Origin of the sequence: Vreelandella titanicae (assembly GCF_014697095.1) — a bacterium.
GTDB classification, from domain to species: Bacteria; Pseudomonadota; Gammaproteobacteria; order Pseudomonadales; family Halomonadaceae; genus Vreelandella; species Vreelandella titanicae.
Genome location: NZ_CP059082.1, coordinates 3,245,876 through 3,261,274 on the forward strand (window position 1 = coordinate 3,245,876; position 15,399 = coordinate 3,261,274).

The window sequence follows — 15,399 nt, forward strand, 5'->3', positions numbered from 1 at the left end:
TAATGGAGATTCGAGATTGAGCGGTAATATTCCAAATTCTGTAATAGGGGCTGTGGCTTCGGTAATTGCAGGCCATTACTACAGTCACTCGAAGCTAGAAACGCTTTTCATGGAAAGTGGTGCTCCTGGTGATGCGCCAGAAGGGAATTGTGAAAGAAAATGTAGTGAGTGGCTAAAGCGTTGCAATAATGAGCCAGATGTTGATGCCCTTGAGGTGCTTGGCAGGATTGTTCAGGACTACATGGATAAAGAGCCGCCGTCATCGTACCTTAATGATTCGCCTTCAAGAATCGAAGAGGGACAGGAACGAATTAAAGTGACATTGGCGCAAAATCAGCTTTCGTACCGACTGAATGGCTACATTACTCAAGCCGGTTCAACTCCCATCTCTAAAACGTTAGAAGACTATCTGAAGTCGGGCAATTTTTCCTCTATTGAAAAAGAGTTTGAGAGGGCGGTAGAGCATATTCAAACTGACCCACACGCATCAGTCACGGCTGCCAGCTCGATTATTGAGTCGGCCCTGAAATTTTACATAGAGCATTTTAATTTAGTGGCACCAAATAAATTAAACGTTATGCCATTGTGGGCTGTGGTTCAGCCTCACCTAAGTTTGAACACTGATGCCACTCTGGCCGCAGACCAGCACAAAGTTCTGAAAGGTATTTCCTCAATTATTGATGGCGTAGGCGCGTTTAGGTCACATATAGGTTCAGCACATGGGCGTGGCTCCAGCCCGCCAAATATCGTGGTTGCTGAGGCTCGGCTTGTGGTTAATGTTGCACATACACTGGTGGTTTTCATCATGGAGGTGTTACATGCCAAAAAAGCCTGACAATCGCAGTCGTTGCGACGGGTTTTTCGTTGTACGGAGGAGTATTTGTGCGTGCGATAGATATTGAGTGGGAGGGACCCTTCGCTGTGCTATATTGCCGTGAAGAGGATGCATACCACACGCCCTCCTTGCCAGGCGAACTGGAGGAGGGAGCCCAGATATATGCTGTTTATGGCCGACACCCAGTTTATGGCCCCAATGTTCTCCTTTATATCGGTCAGACCCAAGCCTCAATTACGGGTCGGGGCGTTCGCCAACGTCTTCGAGAGCACTTGGATGGGCGGTTTTGGTTTCAGAAGGAATTATTCATTCACGCGGGCATCGTCTCAGAAGCAAACATATCCGTGCACGATCCGGACTTGATCCGTGGGGTTGAGTCTCTTCTCATTGCTGTGCATCTCCCCGCTTTGAACTCCGAGTACATGAAGGGGCCGAGTAGTACTGCCCGTGAGCTGCATATTGTTAACTGGGGCATTCCCGGCAGTGTTATGCCTGAATGTTCTAGTCGGTATTTCGCGGGACTCGATAATGACTAGCACAACAAGTCGCATGAGGCGACGCTCGCAAAGTTCACGCGCCTCAGCGTTCAGTTGGGCTCCAAAGGAGCAAGCTAAATAATGTGCGGCGCTGTTGCGAGGTGTTAGATGAATGTTGTTGACTTTGTTGCGCTCGTGATGGTTCCGATCACTGTCTTGGCCACTGCCACCGGGGTTATGGTTGGCGTCGGGCTCGCAACGAAAAAGAATCGGCTCGCGACGATTAGGGTTCTTCAGGCGCATACCTTCGGTGCGCCACGGTTGGAACAGTTCTCGCAGTTGTGGTCTTCTTATTTCGAAACTTTGTTTGGTAAAGAAATCCTGGCGAGGCGGCAGCTAATTACGGTCCCCTTGTTCTCATTATTTGTCTCCGCTGGTTTCTTCCTGACCTGGGTTTTATACGTATACATATTTAAGAATCAAACGAGCAGCTTGTTTGTTTCTTTGCCTCCTACAATGAGGCAGGCAGCGCATGATTTTTATACGAAAGGAGTCATAGCCACCATTGCTTTAGTGTTTTGTGCTGTTCAGTTGACAAAGCTGTCGGTGCGGAGCGGTAAGAAAAGAGGGTTCTGTTCTTGGTGGTTCTACATCTTGGTTGCCTCTAGCATTGTGCTGATCTACTTCTTGTTCAGCATTGTGGTGCATTTCTTCAGGGTGGAAGACATGGTTTGGCTATACTCAGAACTGGCGCCGACCGACCCTCTGCCGGTTATGCCGTATGCGCCATTCTCTAACATGGCATCTTCATTGAGTCTTCTCCATCCCCCCACCACTATTCATGTGACTAGCCAAGGCTGGTTTGCTACTTACTTCATGCCGGAACCGCTGATATTTTACTGCGCTGCGACCGCCCAGGCTTCGCTGCTAGGTATCGCGGTTTCCTATCAGATTACGGCGGCATTGGAAAAGATAAAGTTAGCCAGCATTGGCTTCTTAAACGTGGTGGGAACACCTGAAGCCAATGCAGCTAGTGTTGTTATATTCATCATTATAGGGCTATTAGCGATCCCAGTTATAATCCTTTCAATTGGTGCGATTTTAACTGGCGGGTAACCATGCAATGTGGCTCTGGAAGGTGCGTGGGGTCGCTAAGCCCAAAATGAGTTGGACGACGGGGAGATGAAGGAGTCAAGGTGGCGTATGGATCCTATCCAAAAAGGTATCGCGGAGCTTGAACAGCAGCGGAAGGCTGCAAGGTTCAATTGCGGTGTTTTTGTCGCAGCTCTGCGCGAAAGCTCAGAACACTTTCAGTGTGTTAGAGAAGTCGATTATGGGCGGGTGACCTCCCTAGATCGAGTCCTTCGCGTAGCGCTCGCGGAGCAAGGTGGGGAAGCGCGGAATCCTGCCTATTGGGGTGAACGCGCCGAGGCCCACGCTACATCTTTGACAGTTTACAGCAAGCTTTACGCCGCGATGATTGGGGTACTTGGGTTGGGTACTGCCTACTTCTTTGGGGACAGCAACTGGGCCTTGACGGTTATGCTTGGTCTATTGCTTACAGTGTTGACAAAGGCGAAATGGGGTGTGGACAAGTATTCCGCCGGTCTTCTGCGGGTTCGGGATGCTCTGAAGTGCGTTGAAGATCCCCCAGAAACGTGACACTTTCGAGTGTTCGAATGTAGATCGTCCAACAACAACTCTAATCTGACCGTGGGTTTCTCTGCTGTTGGGTTAAGCTGGGCGTTATATTTGAGGAGATTAATGAGCAAAATTGATAAGGTTATTCAGGCGATTCGCTCAGATCTATCTGGTATCGCTACAGATCACGATAAAGGTGACAGTGATTTGTATCGCTTCGTCGGGGTTGAGAATTCACGTTCGTACAATTTCGTTCTGGATGCTTTTTATCTTCTGGAGGACACTCAGTTGGCGAAAGCTTCCTTCAGAAATGCAGACTTTCAGAACATAGATTTTGGTACGTTATATCTACTATATTACGGCCTTCTCAACGCCTGTTACATGCAACAGCAGGCTATCTTGGTATTGTGCAGAGAGCTTGGTGTTACTGATGGCTTGGAGCCAATCAAAACTGCAGAGATTGTAAGTTTTAGAAACAGTTTTTCAGCTCACTCGCCTAACCGAGGTAGAGGGGACGATCAGCATAGTTTTATCCTCGACAGACACGCTATGCGTATTGGCCGAGTCGAAGGGTACTCCTCCAATCATGCTAGTGGTCACTTTTATCTTCAAGCGAATATTTTCCAGCTTCTGAACGACTGGGATGAGAGCCACGAGGAAGTGTTCGAATTGATTGGTAAGCGCGTCTACGGTGATCAGTTATGCCAGAAAATATAACAAGGCTAATCGCGACGTCTACTACATTGCGGCTTCGCTTCCATTTCGTAGCTGCGGATGCTAGCTTAAATTAGCATGAAATAGAACTAAATTTTGAGTCAAAATATTGAAGATTCTTTTATTGTGAATAATCAGAAGTTTCCGGACTGGGCTCCGAAAGAAGTAATTTCAGAGTGGGAAGAAGAGCGAGAGGAAGTGGCCTATTGGCAAGGGCGCTTCCCAGAAGCTGAGCCTGATACCGCTCAATTTGACCTGTTATATAGATTGCTGACTTACCCCGACATGAAAACTGTCTGGGAGAAGCTCCCGAAATATGAAATAAAGCCAACGGTTTTCAGTAGCATGGTTAGGTTGTCATGGCTTTATATAGAGACCAAGCCTCATAATCTCACGACGAAAGAGTATAAGCGCTGGATAGAAGAGGTGAGAGAGGCTTCTCTAAAGCTTGCGGATTTAATAGAGCTCCGTAGTTATGATCAATATCTTCAGGAAAAGTACTTTGATAAGCGAAGGAAGCGAGTTCTTAAAAGCATGGTTAGCCATTCGTTAAAGCTATTTGATCATAAAATAGACTCTGAGCAGTATGCGAAGACTCAACCTGAATATGAAAATTGTCCGGACTTCAATCCTGGCTTGCTATCTACGAATCTGCGCAGGTTGGCGGATTTGGAATCAGATGCGGACGTAAATTTGCTGCTTACTGAGGAATCACCAGTCAAGCTTGAAAAGCCAAATCATCCTAACGCTAGACGTAGCTATTTTATTAAAAAGATGACGCAGTTGATCCGTCGTGAAACTCGGCAGCCATTGAGAGAAATAGTTACCAAGACTACTGCAACTGTATTTGATGATCCTACGCTAACTGAGAGGCAGATAATACGGACAGCGCCATGACACAATCCCGGCAAATTTTCGTTTTTGTGTCATAGGTGGGCATATTGTTTGAAGCTTATGCTTGCCTCATTGCTACGAGCAGGAGGTGAGAATAAGTGAACATCAATATTCGATTAGAGATAGAGCTGAATGTGAACGATGAGATTCTTCTGTACGTTTACAAAATCATCCGTGTGGTAGGGCTAGTGATAACGTGTATAGGCTACCCACTGAATTAACGGGGCAAGGTTTCAGCGTTCACCTATGGAAGGTTGTGCCTTCAAACTCAGAGACCGATAGCCTCGTAAAGTTGGCTATGCAGGAAAGCGAGATTGCCGGATTCTGGATCGAGTAAACTGCTATACAAGGGCTGCAGTGGGCCGTTTTAACGGCTCTGCTGCGCTTCCAATTCGTGCGCTGAGGTTGGGCGTTGAAACTGTAAAAACTCTGTAGACGGCTAAGTTTTGGTGGGATCAAGGAAAATAGGTGAGGGGTGATCAGGATACCAAGCTCAAAAGGCATCCCTTCTATCTGAGAGATACAGTGGTGCTGCAAGCCTAATATCATTTTCAAAGCGCTGCAGTTATTCTATTAATTCAGGCTATTAAAGGCGAGCCATCGATATTATGACCAGAAAAACACTAGGCTTGAAAACAAAAAGGCAGTTAGACGCCCAGCCAGCTGACAAAGCTGAAGATCAATTCCCGGATGATCCCGAAAAACGCTTTTTAAATGGCGTCGCTATTCATCCTTCCCCACGCATTTATTTAGAGCCTGGCTCTCAAGAGCGTACTGTGCGAGCGATGGATTTGATTACGCCCATTGGTATGGGGCAGCGGGGGTTGATTGTTGCGCCGCCAGGCTCTGGCAAAACGACGATGTTAAAACATATCTGTCAGGCCGTAGCAGAAGCTCATCCTGACATAAAGCTGTATGCCTTGCTGATTGATGAGCGCCCGGAAGAAGTGACCGATTTTAAGCGCAGTGTGTCGGCAGAAGTACATGCATCGTCTTCAGACGAAAGCTACACACACCATGTGCGTATGGCAGATCAGCTCCTTGCGACGGCGCGTAAGCAAGCAGGCGAGGGGCATAATGTGATGATTGTGATCGACTCTCTTACCAGACTCTCGCGGGTTCATAATGCCGAGCAGCGGGGCAATGGTCGCACTATGTCGGGTGGGCTGGATTCCCGAGCGATGGAAATACCACGAAAACTGTTTGGCGCTGCGAGAAAGATCGAAAACGGCGGTTCGCTCACCATTCTGGCCACGGTGCTGGTGGATACGGGAAGCCGTATGGATCAGGTGATTTTCGAGGAGTTCAAGGGCACCGGCAATATGGAGCTCGTGTTATCACGCGAAGTGGCCAATCAACGGATTTTCCCGGCGATCGATATTGCCAAAAGCAGTACCCGTAGAGAAGAGCTGTTGATTGATGCAAAGGATATTGAAAAAGTACGCACATTGCGGAGAGCGCTGACAACGCTTAAGCCAGTAGAAGGCGCCCAGAAGTTGCTTAATTTATTGGATAAATATCCCACTAATGCCGAGCTATTAGATGCGTTTTTACCAGCTTCATGAAACATCTATAATAAAAAGCTCACCTTTTTTTAAGAGGTGAGCTTCTTGGGTAAATTTTAACGATTACTTTGTTTACTAAAATTCAAGTTTGATTCAGGTACTGCTTTTCGTACCGGAAAGCCTGCGATCTCTTTGCGTTCAATAGTGTTTTTTAAGCGTCTTTCAATAGCGCAAAGGTTTTTAAAGTCACTCATGTCGACTAACGAGATGGCTTCACCTGAGGCGCCCGCGCGGCCGGTCCGGCCAATGCGGTGGATGTACTCTTCTGGCTTAAAAGGTAAATCGTAATTCACCACCCGGCTCAATTCATCAATATCCAAACCACGCGCGGCTACCCCCGTGGCGACCAAGTACTTTAGCTCGCCAGATTTGAACTGAGCCAAAATCTTTTCGCGCATGGCTTGGCTTCTATCGCCATGGATAGAGTCCGCTGTGATGCCGCGTTTTTCCAGTTGAGTAACCAGCTTGGCCGCATTGTGTTTTTTCTCGGTAAAAATGAGCGCCTGATCCCATTGTTGTTCGTTGATCAAGTGGCTCAACAAGGCGGACTTAGTGTCTTTGTCGACGGTGATGAGCCATTGTTTGACATTAGCGGCGGCGCGGACGTTGGGAGAAATGGATATTTCAGCCGCCAGATCGGTCATCTGACGATCCGAAAAATCGTAGGCGAGGGCGCGAACGTCGTCTGTGATGGTGGCCGAAAACAGTAGGTTCTGACGGTCTTCAGGCAGGCGATCTATGATTTTATGGATATCGTCGGCAAACCCCATGTCGACCATTCTGTCCGCTTCGTCCAGTACCATGACTTTAAGTTCGTCAAAATGCAGCGCACGCTGATGCGCCAAATCAAGCAATCTGCCCGGCGTGGCGACTAGAATATCCACGCCTTTGATTAGGCGCTCTTTTTGCGCTTCGGTATCCACACCGCCATACATCGCCATAGAGGTTAGGTGCGTGTGTTTAGCGTATTGAGCCACATTGGCTTCGACCTGAACCGCTAGCTCACGGGTCGGCACGAGAATCAGCGCACGTATCCGCTTGCCACGTAACGTGCCCGCGTTACTGAATCGCTCTAGCAGAGGAAGAACAAATGCAGCGGTTTTACCTGTGCCTGTTTGTGCGGTGGCGATTAAGTCGTTACCCGAGAGAATGGCAGGAATCGCTTGTTCCTGAATGGGCGTTGGCGTGTTGTAACCTAGTTCGGTAATCGCTTGAACAAGAGGACTGGATAATCCTAGTTTTGAAAATGGCATTAGGAGCTCTGACCGATGGTCGTAAGGTGTGTAGAAAATGAAAAATGATGCAGTATAGCGTAAAAGCAAGCGCTCGTTGCTCGAATAGTGCGTTTTGCTTTTCAGGGTCTGATGTTTTAATTTTGAGTGCTATGTCGTTGAGTTATGATTCAGTTTACTAATTAGATTGTTATAGAAACGAATAATGCTATTCAGCTATGACAAAGAATCCAAGTGTGCTGAAATCGGTTTTATCAAGAGGGCTTGTCAATGTGGCTGGCCTTAAGTGGGTGAAGGCTGTTAGGGAATCATCATGGAGAGCATTGGTAACTAAATGAACCCCGTCATTCAAGAAGAAATATCCGGCTGTGGCATCGCATCATGTGCTGTTCTTGCGGGCATTAGCTATGCCCAGGCCAAAGAAAAAGCAAACGCTTTGGGTATCTATGCCGAAGACACAGCGCTTTGGTCAGACACCGAGTACGTCCGTAAGCTCTTGCGTGCTTTGGGAATCACCGCTGCACCCACGGAGACGCCGTTCGATACCTGGGAGCGCCTTCCAGATAAGGCGCTGTTGGCGATCAAATGGCGCATAGAGCAGGGCAGGCCTTTCTGGCATTGGGTGGTGTTTGTTAGGAGTGAGCGGGAAGCCGTGGTGCTGGATTCCAAAAAAGCCCTGAAAACAAACACCCGTCGCGACTTTGATCGCATCAAACCCAAGTGGTTCATTCGTGTAGATTAATGCTTGAGGGCTGCTAATAAGCGCTATGAGCTAGCGCTTGGTTCTTGCTGAGCTCTCGCTTTCTGTTCTGCCTGATCCAACAGGACTGGGCCGCTACCTGATTCCGCCAGCTTGTCTTCCGGGTTGTAGAGCGGGCAACTGGTCATGCTTAGGCAACCACAGCCTATACAGCCTGCCAGGTTACTACGCAGCTTTTGCAGATAAGCAATCCGGCCATCGAGCATCTGTTGCCAGTTTTTTGAAAGCTGTTGCCAGTCTTCAACCGTCGGTGTGCGGTTATTGGGCAGTGATTCAAAAGCTCGCTTGATCTCATCCAGACTGACGCCGACTTTCTGCGCGGCTTTAATCACCGAAATCCGCCTTAGCACTTCTGGTTTGTAACGGCGCTGGTTGCCCGCATTGCGCCAGCTTTGGATCAACCCTTGCTGTTCGTAAAAGTGCAAGGTACTGACTTTAATGCCGCAGCGCTTTGCCACCTTGCCAACACTCCAAATTGCCTCTGCCATCACGCACTCCTGAATCTTTTTTGCCATTTTTTTCCAAAAACAGCTTTACCTCAAGTGAAGTTGAGGTTTTATCCTGCCATTTCACTTAACGCAAGGAGACTCTTATGTACTTGGAACACGTGAATCTGGTCGTTGATGATATGGATGCCATCCTGGATTTTTACCGCGCGGTATTCCCGCATTGGCGGGTACGCGATGAAGGCCATGGCGAGTGGTATGGCAAACCGCGTAAATGGGTGCACTTTGGTGACGACGAACATTACCTAGCGCTAAGCGATCATGGCGAAGGGGCAAACCGCGATCTGAAAGGTCACAGTGTTGGGCTGGCCCATTTTGCCTATGTGACCGATAACCTGGATGCCGTTGTGGCCAGGTTGAATAACGCGGGTTATGCCATTGCCAAACCAGGAGCTGTGGAGCCGTTTCGCAAGAATGTCTATTTTGTCGATCCGGCTGGGTTTGAGGTGGAGTTTGTCGAGTATCTAAGCGATATCCCGGCCGAGCGGAATTTAAACCGCGATGCTCAGCAAACAGCAACGTAGGAGAGATAGACAATTAGCGGTGTTTAGTAGTCAAGCATGCTCTTGATAAGCAGGGGTTTGTAAGCAATAACGAGCCAGAAAGTCTCTTTTTGAAAACTAGAAATTTTGGATTGATAATGAAAATAGATGTCGGCTTTACGCACATTGCGTTATCAGCAAGTAACTTAGATCAAAGTATTGATTTTTATCAGCGCTACGCCCACATGTCTGTCATTCATGAGCGAACAGATAAGGAAATTGACAAGCGAGTCGTCTGGTTGTCAGATAAATCACGGCCATTTGTATTAGTGTTAGTACAAAGCAGTAATCCGGTTCCTATATTAGGGCCTTTTGCCCACCTGGGTGTTGGTTGTAAAAGCAAGAGTGAAGTAGATGATTTATGTGACCAAGCTAGGCGCGAAGGAATATTGTCCCGGGAGGCGACTGATAGCGGCTATCCGGTAGGCTATTGGGCATTCATAAATGATCCTGATGGACATGTTTTAGAAATTTCGTATGGACAGGAAATCGGCTTAACGGTTGAAAGATCGGAAACTTAGGGGCACAGCAATACCGCCTCTGTTGCCGAGTGCTCTGTTGAGCTTCTTTCAAAACTGTCGTGTGAGCTGTTTAAAGCCAATCAGTAAGCAGCCCGCCCAGCAAAGTGAACGCATGGCGGAGATCAGTACGCCGCTCTTATCGTGTTGCAAGTGACGCCGGAACCCCATCCCATTTCTTGAGGTAACACTTCCCACGGGATGCCTGACTTAAGAACAAACAGGATGCCGGTCAAGGCGGCACGGTTGGAAACACATGGCCCACCACCATCAGGCTTGGGTGGATCCAGTGGCAAGAGCGGCTCAATAATTTCCCAAAGTTTATCAGGACAATCTTCTTAACCATAATAGCTAAGCTAGGCACGTAGGTGAGCTATTTCAAGGGTTTTGCGAGGAGCTCTTATGAATTCAGGCTGGATAGCTGCCTTCATGTGTTTAGAGGTCAGCTATGAGTTTACACCGACTGATTTTGGAAATCGTAGGGGATAATGGTTTGGGTTGTGTTTAATAAACGCTTAAGCGGGGGAGGCCAGTTACCTTGTAAAAGGTAGCAGCACAATTTGAATAGATGAGACCCAAATTAAATTTCACCTTTTGCAGTGAATAAGTGGCTGTCTTGTTCTATCTTGGTAAACAGCAGTGTACCGCTGATCCAGCTTTACTATTTCTTCAGTTACAGTTCAGAGATTCATGAGCCTATGCGGCGCCAGAACATCTTCGCTTCATGGTGTCGTCCCATACAAAAAGGGAGTGACAGATGTCTGAGATCGCTTACGCCAAAATTCACCCGGCCATTGGTATCGCCAGGGTGGGCAATTCCAAGCAAAGCGAGGGTTTTTACATCGGCCCCCAGGTCACCGAGCCGCTGCCCAGGGAGCCGGGCGCCTACCGGGACGCCACCGGTGCCTTGAAGCGCGAGGTGGCCGAATTCCGCATCTACGCTTACGACGGCAACGGTAGGGTAGTGCGGGAGCTGACCATGGATGCCTCCACCGAGATTACCTGGACGGTGGAAGTAGCTAACCATAAAGCAGCTTGGTACAACTTCGAGCTCGCGCTGGATATCCCTGAAGCGGAGATGGCAGTGCCTTCTACGCGTCGTAACGCCGATGTGGCGTTGGATCGGCACAATCTGTCCATCACCCCAGGCGCGCATAGCATCAATACCTGTTCCGACGCGGCTCAGTTTCAGGGCGGCACGTTCATGGGAATAGAGGTGCCACTGGGGGAGTTGCGCACCGACGCCGTTGGCCGGCTGCAGGTCTTCGGCGGCTATGGGCGCTCCGCCTCCTACCATGGAAAGCCCCCCACCACCTTCGCCAATAATGATGGCTGGTATGACGACACCAGTGACGGTCCCGTGACGGCCACAGTATTGGTGGATGGCCGTCCGATTGCCGTGACTCCAGCCTGGGTGGTGGTGGCTCCGCCCAATTATGGCCCCCAGCAGAAGGCAGTGCGTACTATGTATGCGCTGATGACGGATGTGGCTATCCAAGCTGGCCAGTTACCGGCACCCACCAGGCCTTCCTTTACCGACGACATACTGCCCATCCTCAAAGCCATGTGCGATCTACAATGGATGAATGCGGGCTTTGCCGCTGGCTTCGGCTATGGCATGCCCCAGTACTTCCTGGAGCCCCGCTACCTGTTGCAACTGGCCGAGCCGGGTGAAACCTACGCCGAACTCAGGCGCACCGTGGCCAATAGCTTCCGCAATCCCCAGGACGGCGATATCTCCATGAAGCCTTGGCCCTGGATCTATGGCGATGCCATGAACGTCCCCATGCCTAGGGTGCCTGACGCCATGAATGCCCTGACCACTACTCAACTGGCTCTGCTAGATAAGTGGGCAGAAGGGGGTTTCGAGGCGGACTACGATCCGAATCGGCAACCCCCTGAGAGCATCGACGAGGTACCGTTGGAGCAGCAGCCCACCATACTGGATAGGGCTGCGCTAGAGTTCTGCATTGCCGATGCCTTCCATCCGGGGTGTGAGATGACCTGGCCGGTACGCCACAGCACCATGTATATTGAACCCTACCGCTGGCGCCACCGCAGTCCCGAAGATTCGGAGCCGGACTACGGTACGACCCTGACTCCGGCCATGGTGAAGTCTTATAACGGTCCTCTGTACGGCCAATCCCCCGGTTCTATCACCCGTTGGATGGCCATTCCCTGGCAAACCGACACCGCCAGTTGCCGCTCCGGCTACGACACCGAATACGATCCTTATCTGCCCACCTTCTGGCCCGCTCGGGTACCCAATCAGGTGCTGAGCAAAGAGAACTATGACACGGTGATGAACGACTCGCTGCCGAGGGAAAAGCGCCTAGCTGCCTACCATCATCGCGCCGACTGGGACCGCACCCTGGGCCCTGACCACAAGCAACAGTTGGCGAGAATGGTGACTGATTTCGATCAGATGGGGATCGTGGAGGTGCGGCCAGGACTCAGTGGGGATCCCGACTTCCCGCCGCAGATGCAGGTCGAAGATAGAGGCGGCCGTGACATGACGACCGAGGAGCGGCACGACACAGACAAAGGCATGCGGAAGCTGTTGATCGAACAACGACGCGGCCGCTAATGGCCGACTATCGCCCCTTCGACGTAGTGATTGTCGGTGCCGGACCTGCTGGGCTGGCGCTCGGCACTCTGCTGCGGCCGGAGCAGCGGGTGCTGGTGCTGGAACGCCGGGCTTCCCTGGCTAGGACGCCCCCCATTGGTGAGTCCCTGCCGGGAGCAGCAGCTGTGCTGCTTCAGCGCCTTAATTTGATGGCGGCTTTTCGGGACGCGGGACACCGGGAACGGGGCGCTGCAGTATCGGTGTGGGACGATGATAAGCCGGTCTGGCGGGATGCCATCCAGGATCCGGCCGGACCTGGGTGGTATCTAGATCGGCAGGAATTTGAGCAGATGCTGCGTCAGCGAGCCCAGGATGTCGGGGTGACGCTGGGGGAGGGCTGCAAGCAAGTGGATATCCGCCACCGTCAGGGCCAGTGGTACTTGGACACAACACTGGGATCGTTTAGGGCGCCTGTGATGATTGACGCCACGGGCCGTAGTGGGTACTTGGGACGCCGATTGGGGTTACGGCGCGATGCTGATGATCCTTTGCTGTGCCTCTACAGTTTCCTGGACCAAGCGGCCGAGAGCCAGGACGCTACTATGCGCATTCAGGCGGATGCCCGTGGCTGGTGGTATACGGTGCCCCTGCCTCAAGGGCAACGGGTGTTGGCCTACCATATGGACGTCGATGATCCGCTATGCCGTCAGTTGTTGCGTCACCCCGATGCCTTTCTGGCCCGAGCCAGGGAACATACCCTATTGGCTGAGGTGCTGGAGGGACTGGCTCCCGCCCGTATACGCGGCCGACCGGCGGGTACTTCTCTGTTGGAAGTAGGGCAGTTGCCGAAGGCGGGGCCGGGATTTCTGGCTATCGGCGATGCCCTGCTGGCCTTCGACCCATTGGCTTCACAAGGGCTCTTTCATTCCCTGGCCTCGGCAACCAGTGCGGCCAAGGCCATCGAGTCTGGCTTGCACCAATCACTCGGTGCCTACCAGCAGGAGATGCAAGCAGTCAGCCAGCGATATCTCTGGCATCTCAAGGCCAGCTACCAGGGGCCAAGGCGTTTCAGTCAGGAGGCCTTCTGGCAACGAAGGCAGTGAATTGAAGGCCATGGCGAGTGGTATGGTAAATCGCGTAAATGGGTGCACTTTGGTGACGACGAACATTACTTGGCGCTAAGCGATATCCCGGCCGAGCGGAATTTAAATCAAGATGCTACTTAATAAGCAGTTCAGCACCTTCCGGGGTGCTGAACCGTAATAGATTTAGCTTTGATGCACCATGAAATATCTTTAGAATAACCTGTTAAAATTCCTGGATCTTTCAGTGGGACTTGGAAGCAAAAAGGCTTTCAGGAAGTGATGAGAGCTAATTACTCCTATGGAAGGAACGGATTGACCCTAAGGAAGACAAAGCATACCGGCCTAAATTTATGAAGCTGCCTTGCGCTGGTTCAGGTGCAACCTTATCCAGGGCTAGGCAGCTTTTCAGTACCGCCTTTGGCGCCATTGACCATCGTTAGGAACATTTAGATGATTCGTAAATACCGTGAGGCGGATATTGAACAAATTTTGGATATCTGGCTTTCAGCTTCGATTAAAGCCCACTCCTTTATTGGTTCTGAATTTTGGCAGTCAAAAGTTAGCGATATGCGGGATATATACATCCCTGCATCAGAGACCTTTGTATTTGAGGCTGATGAGCAGATTACAGGGTTTTATTGCCTCTATGGAAATACGTTAGCAGCAGTTTTTGTGCTACCAAGCCTGCAGGGAAATGGTATAGGGTCAGCGTTGATTGAAGATGCTAAGAGCAGAAGGGCGTGTTTACAGCTAAGTGTCTATAGGCAGAACGCTTCCAGCATCAGTTTTTATCAAAAACATGGCTTCATTGCATTAAGTGAGCAGATTGACGAACAAACTGGCTATCCTGAATTCATCATGGAGCACTACTGTTAACAACGTGTAGCGATTAGCAGCGGTTTGTGATCGAGGGTGTATAGCATTAAGGAATATTCGGTGAACGGTGAATGTCTGTGTGGGGAAATTAAGTTCGAAATCGAAGGGGAACTGCCGAACTTCTATCAATGTCACTGCTCTTTGTGTCGCAAAGCGACAGGGTCTGCGTCAAATACGGCCACTTTTGTAAAAGCGGATAGCTTCCGCTGGCTTTCCGGCCAATCCAAAATCAGTACCTTTCAGAAGCCAACTGGCTATCGGAATGATTTTTGCTCGGTCTGCGGCAGTCTGGTACCCAACCAGCTGAGAGACACGGGGTTGGTGTGGGTTCCCGCTGGTTTGCTGAATGATGTGGCTGTGTCGCAAATATCTATTCATCTTCACCTTTCTTCATCGGCTTCTTGGGCGTCAGAATCAGATGGCTGTGTTCGTTTAGATGGTGGCCCTGATAGTTTGGAATCGCTTAACCAGGCATTGCAGAAGCCAAGTCGTTGAATGCAGGTCGAATCTTTGCCATTGGTAGCTGAAATGTCCTCCAATGCCTCTAAGGAGTGGTCTGATGGCGCGAGCAGCTAAGACGACCACTCAAGCAAAACATACCAACACCCCAGCACAAAAACCGTAAAATGATCGCCCGTAGAGCCATCCCCAAAGGGTATAATGCCACCGGTGACGGTGGGATGGCTTCGTTACATACGTTGATTTTCAGCAGGTTTGTTTACTTGTTACTATATTTTCAATAGAGAAAAGGCAGTCGTTCATGATTAACACCAAAATATACAAGGCGGTTTACGAACTCGCTGAAAAGCTCATGAAGGCTGCCGATAAAGAGGATAGAGAGGCTTTTGATGCGCTCTATGCGCAGTTGGAAGCTATTTGCACCGAGAATGAGAGCACCGATAAAGATCATCCAGAGCAGTGGGAAACCTTGGCTGACTTCACGGAAGAGCTGGATGAGGCGCTGGCAGTCTACGAAAAAGCCTTTGAAAAGGCCGTCGCCGTTAACTCAAAAGATCACATGTCATCCATTGCGTTCTCCATGGCGAAGTTGCAGGTTGAACTGGGCCAAACCGATGCGGCTATCAGTAATCTTAAAAATGCCCAAGTCACTGCCAATAAAATTGAAGATGGCGAGCTTAAAGACGAAATTGACGAGCTGCTTGGGAAACTGACCACAGGTTAGTTTATT

Annotated in this window: 16 protein-coding genes and 1 pseudogene; 14 read left to right on the forward strand and 3 right to left on the reverse strand. The window is 50.1% G+C overall.

The window, feature by feature from the left end; translation table 11 throughout:
- The first annotated feature begins 16 nt into the window (after positions 1 to 16).
- The 6 genes from HZS52_RS14870 (at position 17) to rho (ending at position 6,125) form a co-directional block, all read left to right on the forward strand.
- Positions 17 to 835 carry an abortive infection family protein gene (locus HZS52_RS14870; RefSeq protein ID WP_190373069.1) on the forward strand — a complete coding sequence of 273 codons (819 nt, stop codon included), beginning with the start codon at positions 17 to 19 and terminating at the stop codon, positions 833 to 835.
- A 644-nt stretch (positions 836 to 1,479) separates the two neighbouring features.
- On the forward strand, positions 1,480 to 2,427 hold the full coding sequence (locus HZS52_RS14875; RefSeq protein WP_190373070.1) for a hypothetical protein: 948 nt from the start codon (positions 1,480 to 1,482) through the stop codon (positions 2,425 to 2,427).
- An 87-nt stretch (positions 2,428 to 2,514) separates the two neighbouring features.
- The gene (locus tag HZS52_RS14880; protein ID WP_190373071.1) at positions 2,515 to 2,973 is read left to right on the forward strand and encodes a hypothetical protein; all 459 of its coding nucleotides are present in this window, start codon (positions 2,515 to 2,517) and stop codon (positions 2,971 to 2,973) included.
- Between the two features lie 102 nt (positions 2,974 to 3,075).
- Positions 3,076 to 3,669, forward strand: coding sequence for a hypothetical protein (locus HZS52_RS14885; RefSeq protein ID WP_190373072.1), 594 nt, complete (start codon positions 3,076 to 3,078; stop codon positions 3,667 to 3,669).
- Between the two features lie 93 nt (positions 3,670 to 3,762).
- On the forward strand, positions 3,763 to 4,563 hold the full coding sequence (locus HZS52_RS14890) for a hypothetical protein (RefSeq protein WP_223827933.1): 801 nt from the start codon (positions 3,763 to 3,765) through the stop codon (positions 4,561 to 4,563).
- Between the two features lie 605 nt (positions 4,564 to 5,168).
- A complete protein-coding gene (gene rho / locus HZS52_RS14895) occupies positions 5,169 to 6,125 on the forward strand; it encodes a transcription termination factor Rho (RefSeq protein WP_190373073.1) in 957 nt (318 codons plus the stop codon).
- Positions 6,126 to 6,181: 56 nt separating this feature from the next.
- Here rho and HZS52_RS14900 read toward each other — a convergent pair whose 3' ends face one another.
- Positions 6,182 to 7,378, reverse strand: coding sequence for a DEAD/DEAH box helicase (locus tag HZS52_RS14900; RefSeq protein WP_190373074.1), 1,197 nt, complete (start codon positions 7,376 to 7,378; stop codon positions 6,182 to 6,184).
- Between the two features lie 313 nt (positions 7,379 to 7,691).
- On the opposite strand from HZS52_RS14900, the gene HZS52_RS14905 reads away from it, so the two are divergent.
- The gene (locus HZS52_RS14905) at positions 7,692 to 8,099 is read left to right on the forward strand and encodes a hypothetical protein (protein ID WP_190373075.1); all 408 of its coding nucleotides are present in this window, start codon (positions 7,692 to 7,694) and stop codon (positions 8,097 to 8,099) included.
- A 23-nt stretch (positions 8,100 to 8,122) separates the two neighbouring features.
- Here HZS52_RS14905 and soxR read toward each other — a convergent pair whose 3' ends face one another.
- The gene (gene soxR / locus HZS52_RS14910) at positions 8,123 to 8,605 is read right to left on the reverse strand and encodes a redox-sensitive transcriptional activator SoxR (RefSeq protein ID WP_190373076.1); all 483 of its coding nucleotides are present in this window, start codon (positions 8,603 to 8,605) and stop codon (positions 8,123 to 8,125) included.
- 104 nt (positions 8,606 to 8,709) lie between these two features.
- Between soxR and HZS52_RS14915 the strand changes: the two genes are divergently transcribed.
- Positions 8,710 to 9,147 carry a VOC family protein gene (locus tag HZS52_RS14915; protein WP_190373077.1) on the forward strand — a complete coding sequence of 146 codons (438 nt, stop codon included), beginning with the start codon at positions 8,710 to 8,712 and terminating at the stop codon, positions 9,145 to 9,147.
- A 116-nt stretch (positions 9,148 to 9,263) separates the two neighbouring features.
- A complete protein-coding gene (locus tag HZS52_RS14920) occupies positions 9,264 to 9,686 on the forward strand; it encodes a VOC family protein (RefSeq protein ID WP_141440946.1) in 423 nt (140 codons plus the stop codon).
- A gap of 146 nt (positions 9,687 to 9,832) precedes the next feature.
- On the opposite strand, the pseudogene HZS52_RS14925 reads toward HZS52_RS14920, so the two are convergent.
- Positions 9,833 to 10,012 (reverse strand): annotated as a pseudogene (locus tag HZS52_RS14925) (transposase); the annotation flags it as partial.
- A 428-nt stretch (positions 10,013 to 10,440) separates the two neighbouring features.
- Between HZS52_RS14925 and HZS52_RS14930 the strand changes: the two are divergent.
- The 5 genes from HZS52_RS14930 (at position 10,441) to HZS52_RS14950 (ending at position 15,393) form a co-directional block, all read left to right on the forward strand.
- Entirely contained in the window at positions 10,441 to 12,270 is a 1,830-nt protein-coding gene (locus HZS52_RS14930) for a LodA/GoxA family CTQ-dependent oxidase (RefSeq protein WP_190373078.1), read from the forward strand.
- Complete coding sequence (locus tag HZS52_RS14935; protein WP_190373079.1) at positions 12,270 to 13,352, forward strand: NAD(P)/FAD-dependent oxidoreductase; 1,083 nt, start codon at positions 12,270 to 12,272, stop codon at positions 13,350 to 13,352. The genes HZS52_RS14930 and HZS52_RS14935 overlap by 1 nt, the downstream gene beginning before the upstream one ends.
- 432 nt (positions 13,353 to 13,784) lie before the next feature.
- Entirely contained in the window at positions 13,785 to 14,210 is a 426-nt protein-coding gene (locus tag HZS52_RS14940) for an N-acetyltransferase (RefSeq protein WP_027957592.1), read from the forward strand.
- Between the two features lie 60 nt (positions 14,211 to 14,270).
- The gene (locus tag HZS52_RS14945; protein WP_190373080.1) at positions 14,271 to 14,705 is read left to right on the forward strand and encodes a GFA family protein; all 435 of its coding nucleotides are present in this window, start codon (positions 14,271 to 14,273) and stop codon (positions 14,703 to 14,705) included.
- A 265-nt stretch (positions 14,706 to 14,970) separates the two neighbouring features.
- The gene (locus HZS52_RS14950; protein WP_009287042.1) at positions 14,971 to 15,393 is read left to right on the forward strand and encodes a hypothetical protein; all 423 of its coding nucleotides are present in this window, start codon (positions 14,971 to 14,973) and stop codon (positions 15,391 to 15,393) included.
- The last annotated feature ends 6 nt before the right edge of the window (positions 15,394 to 15,399 follow it).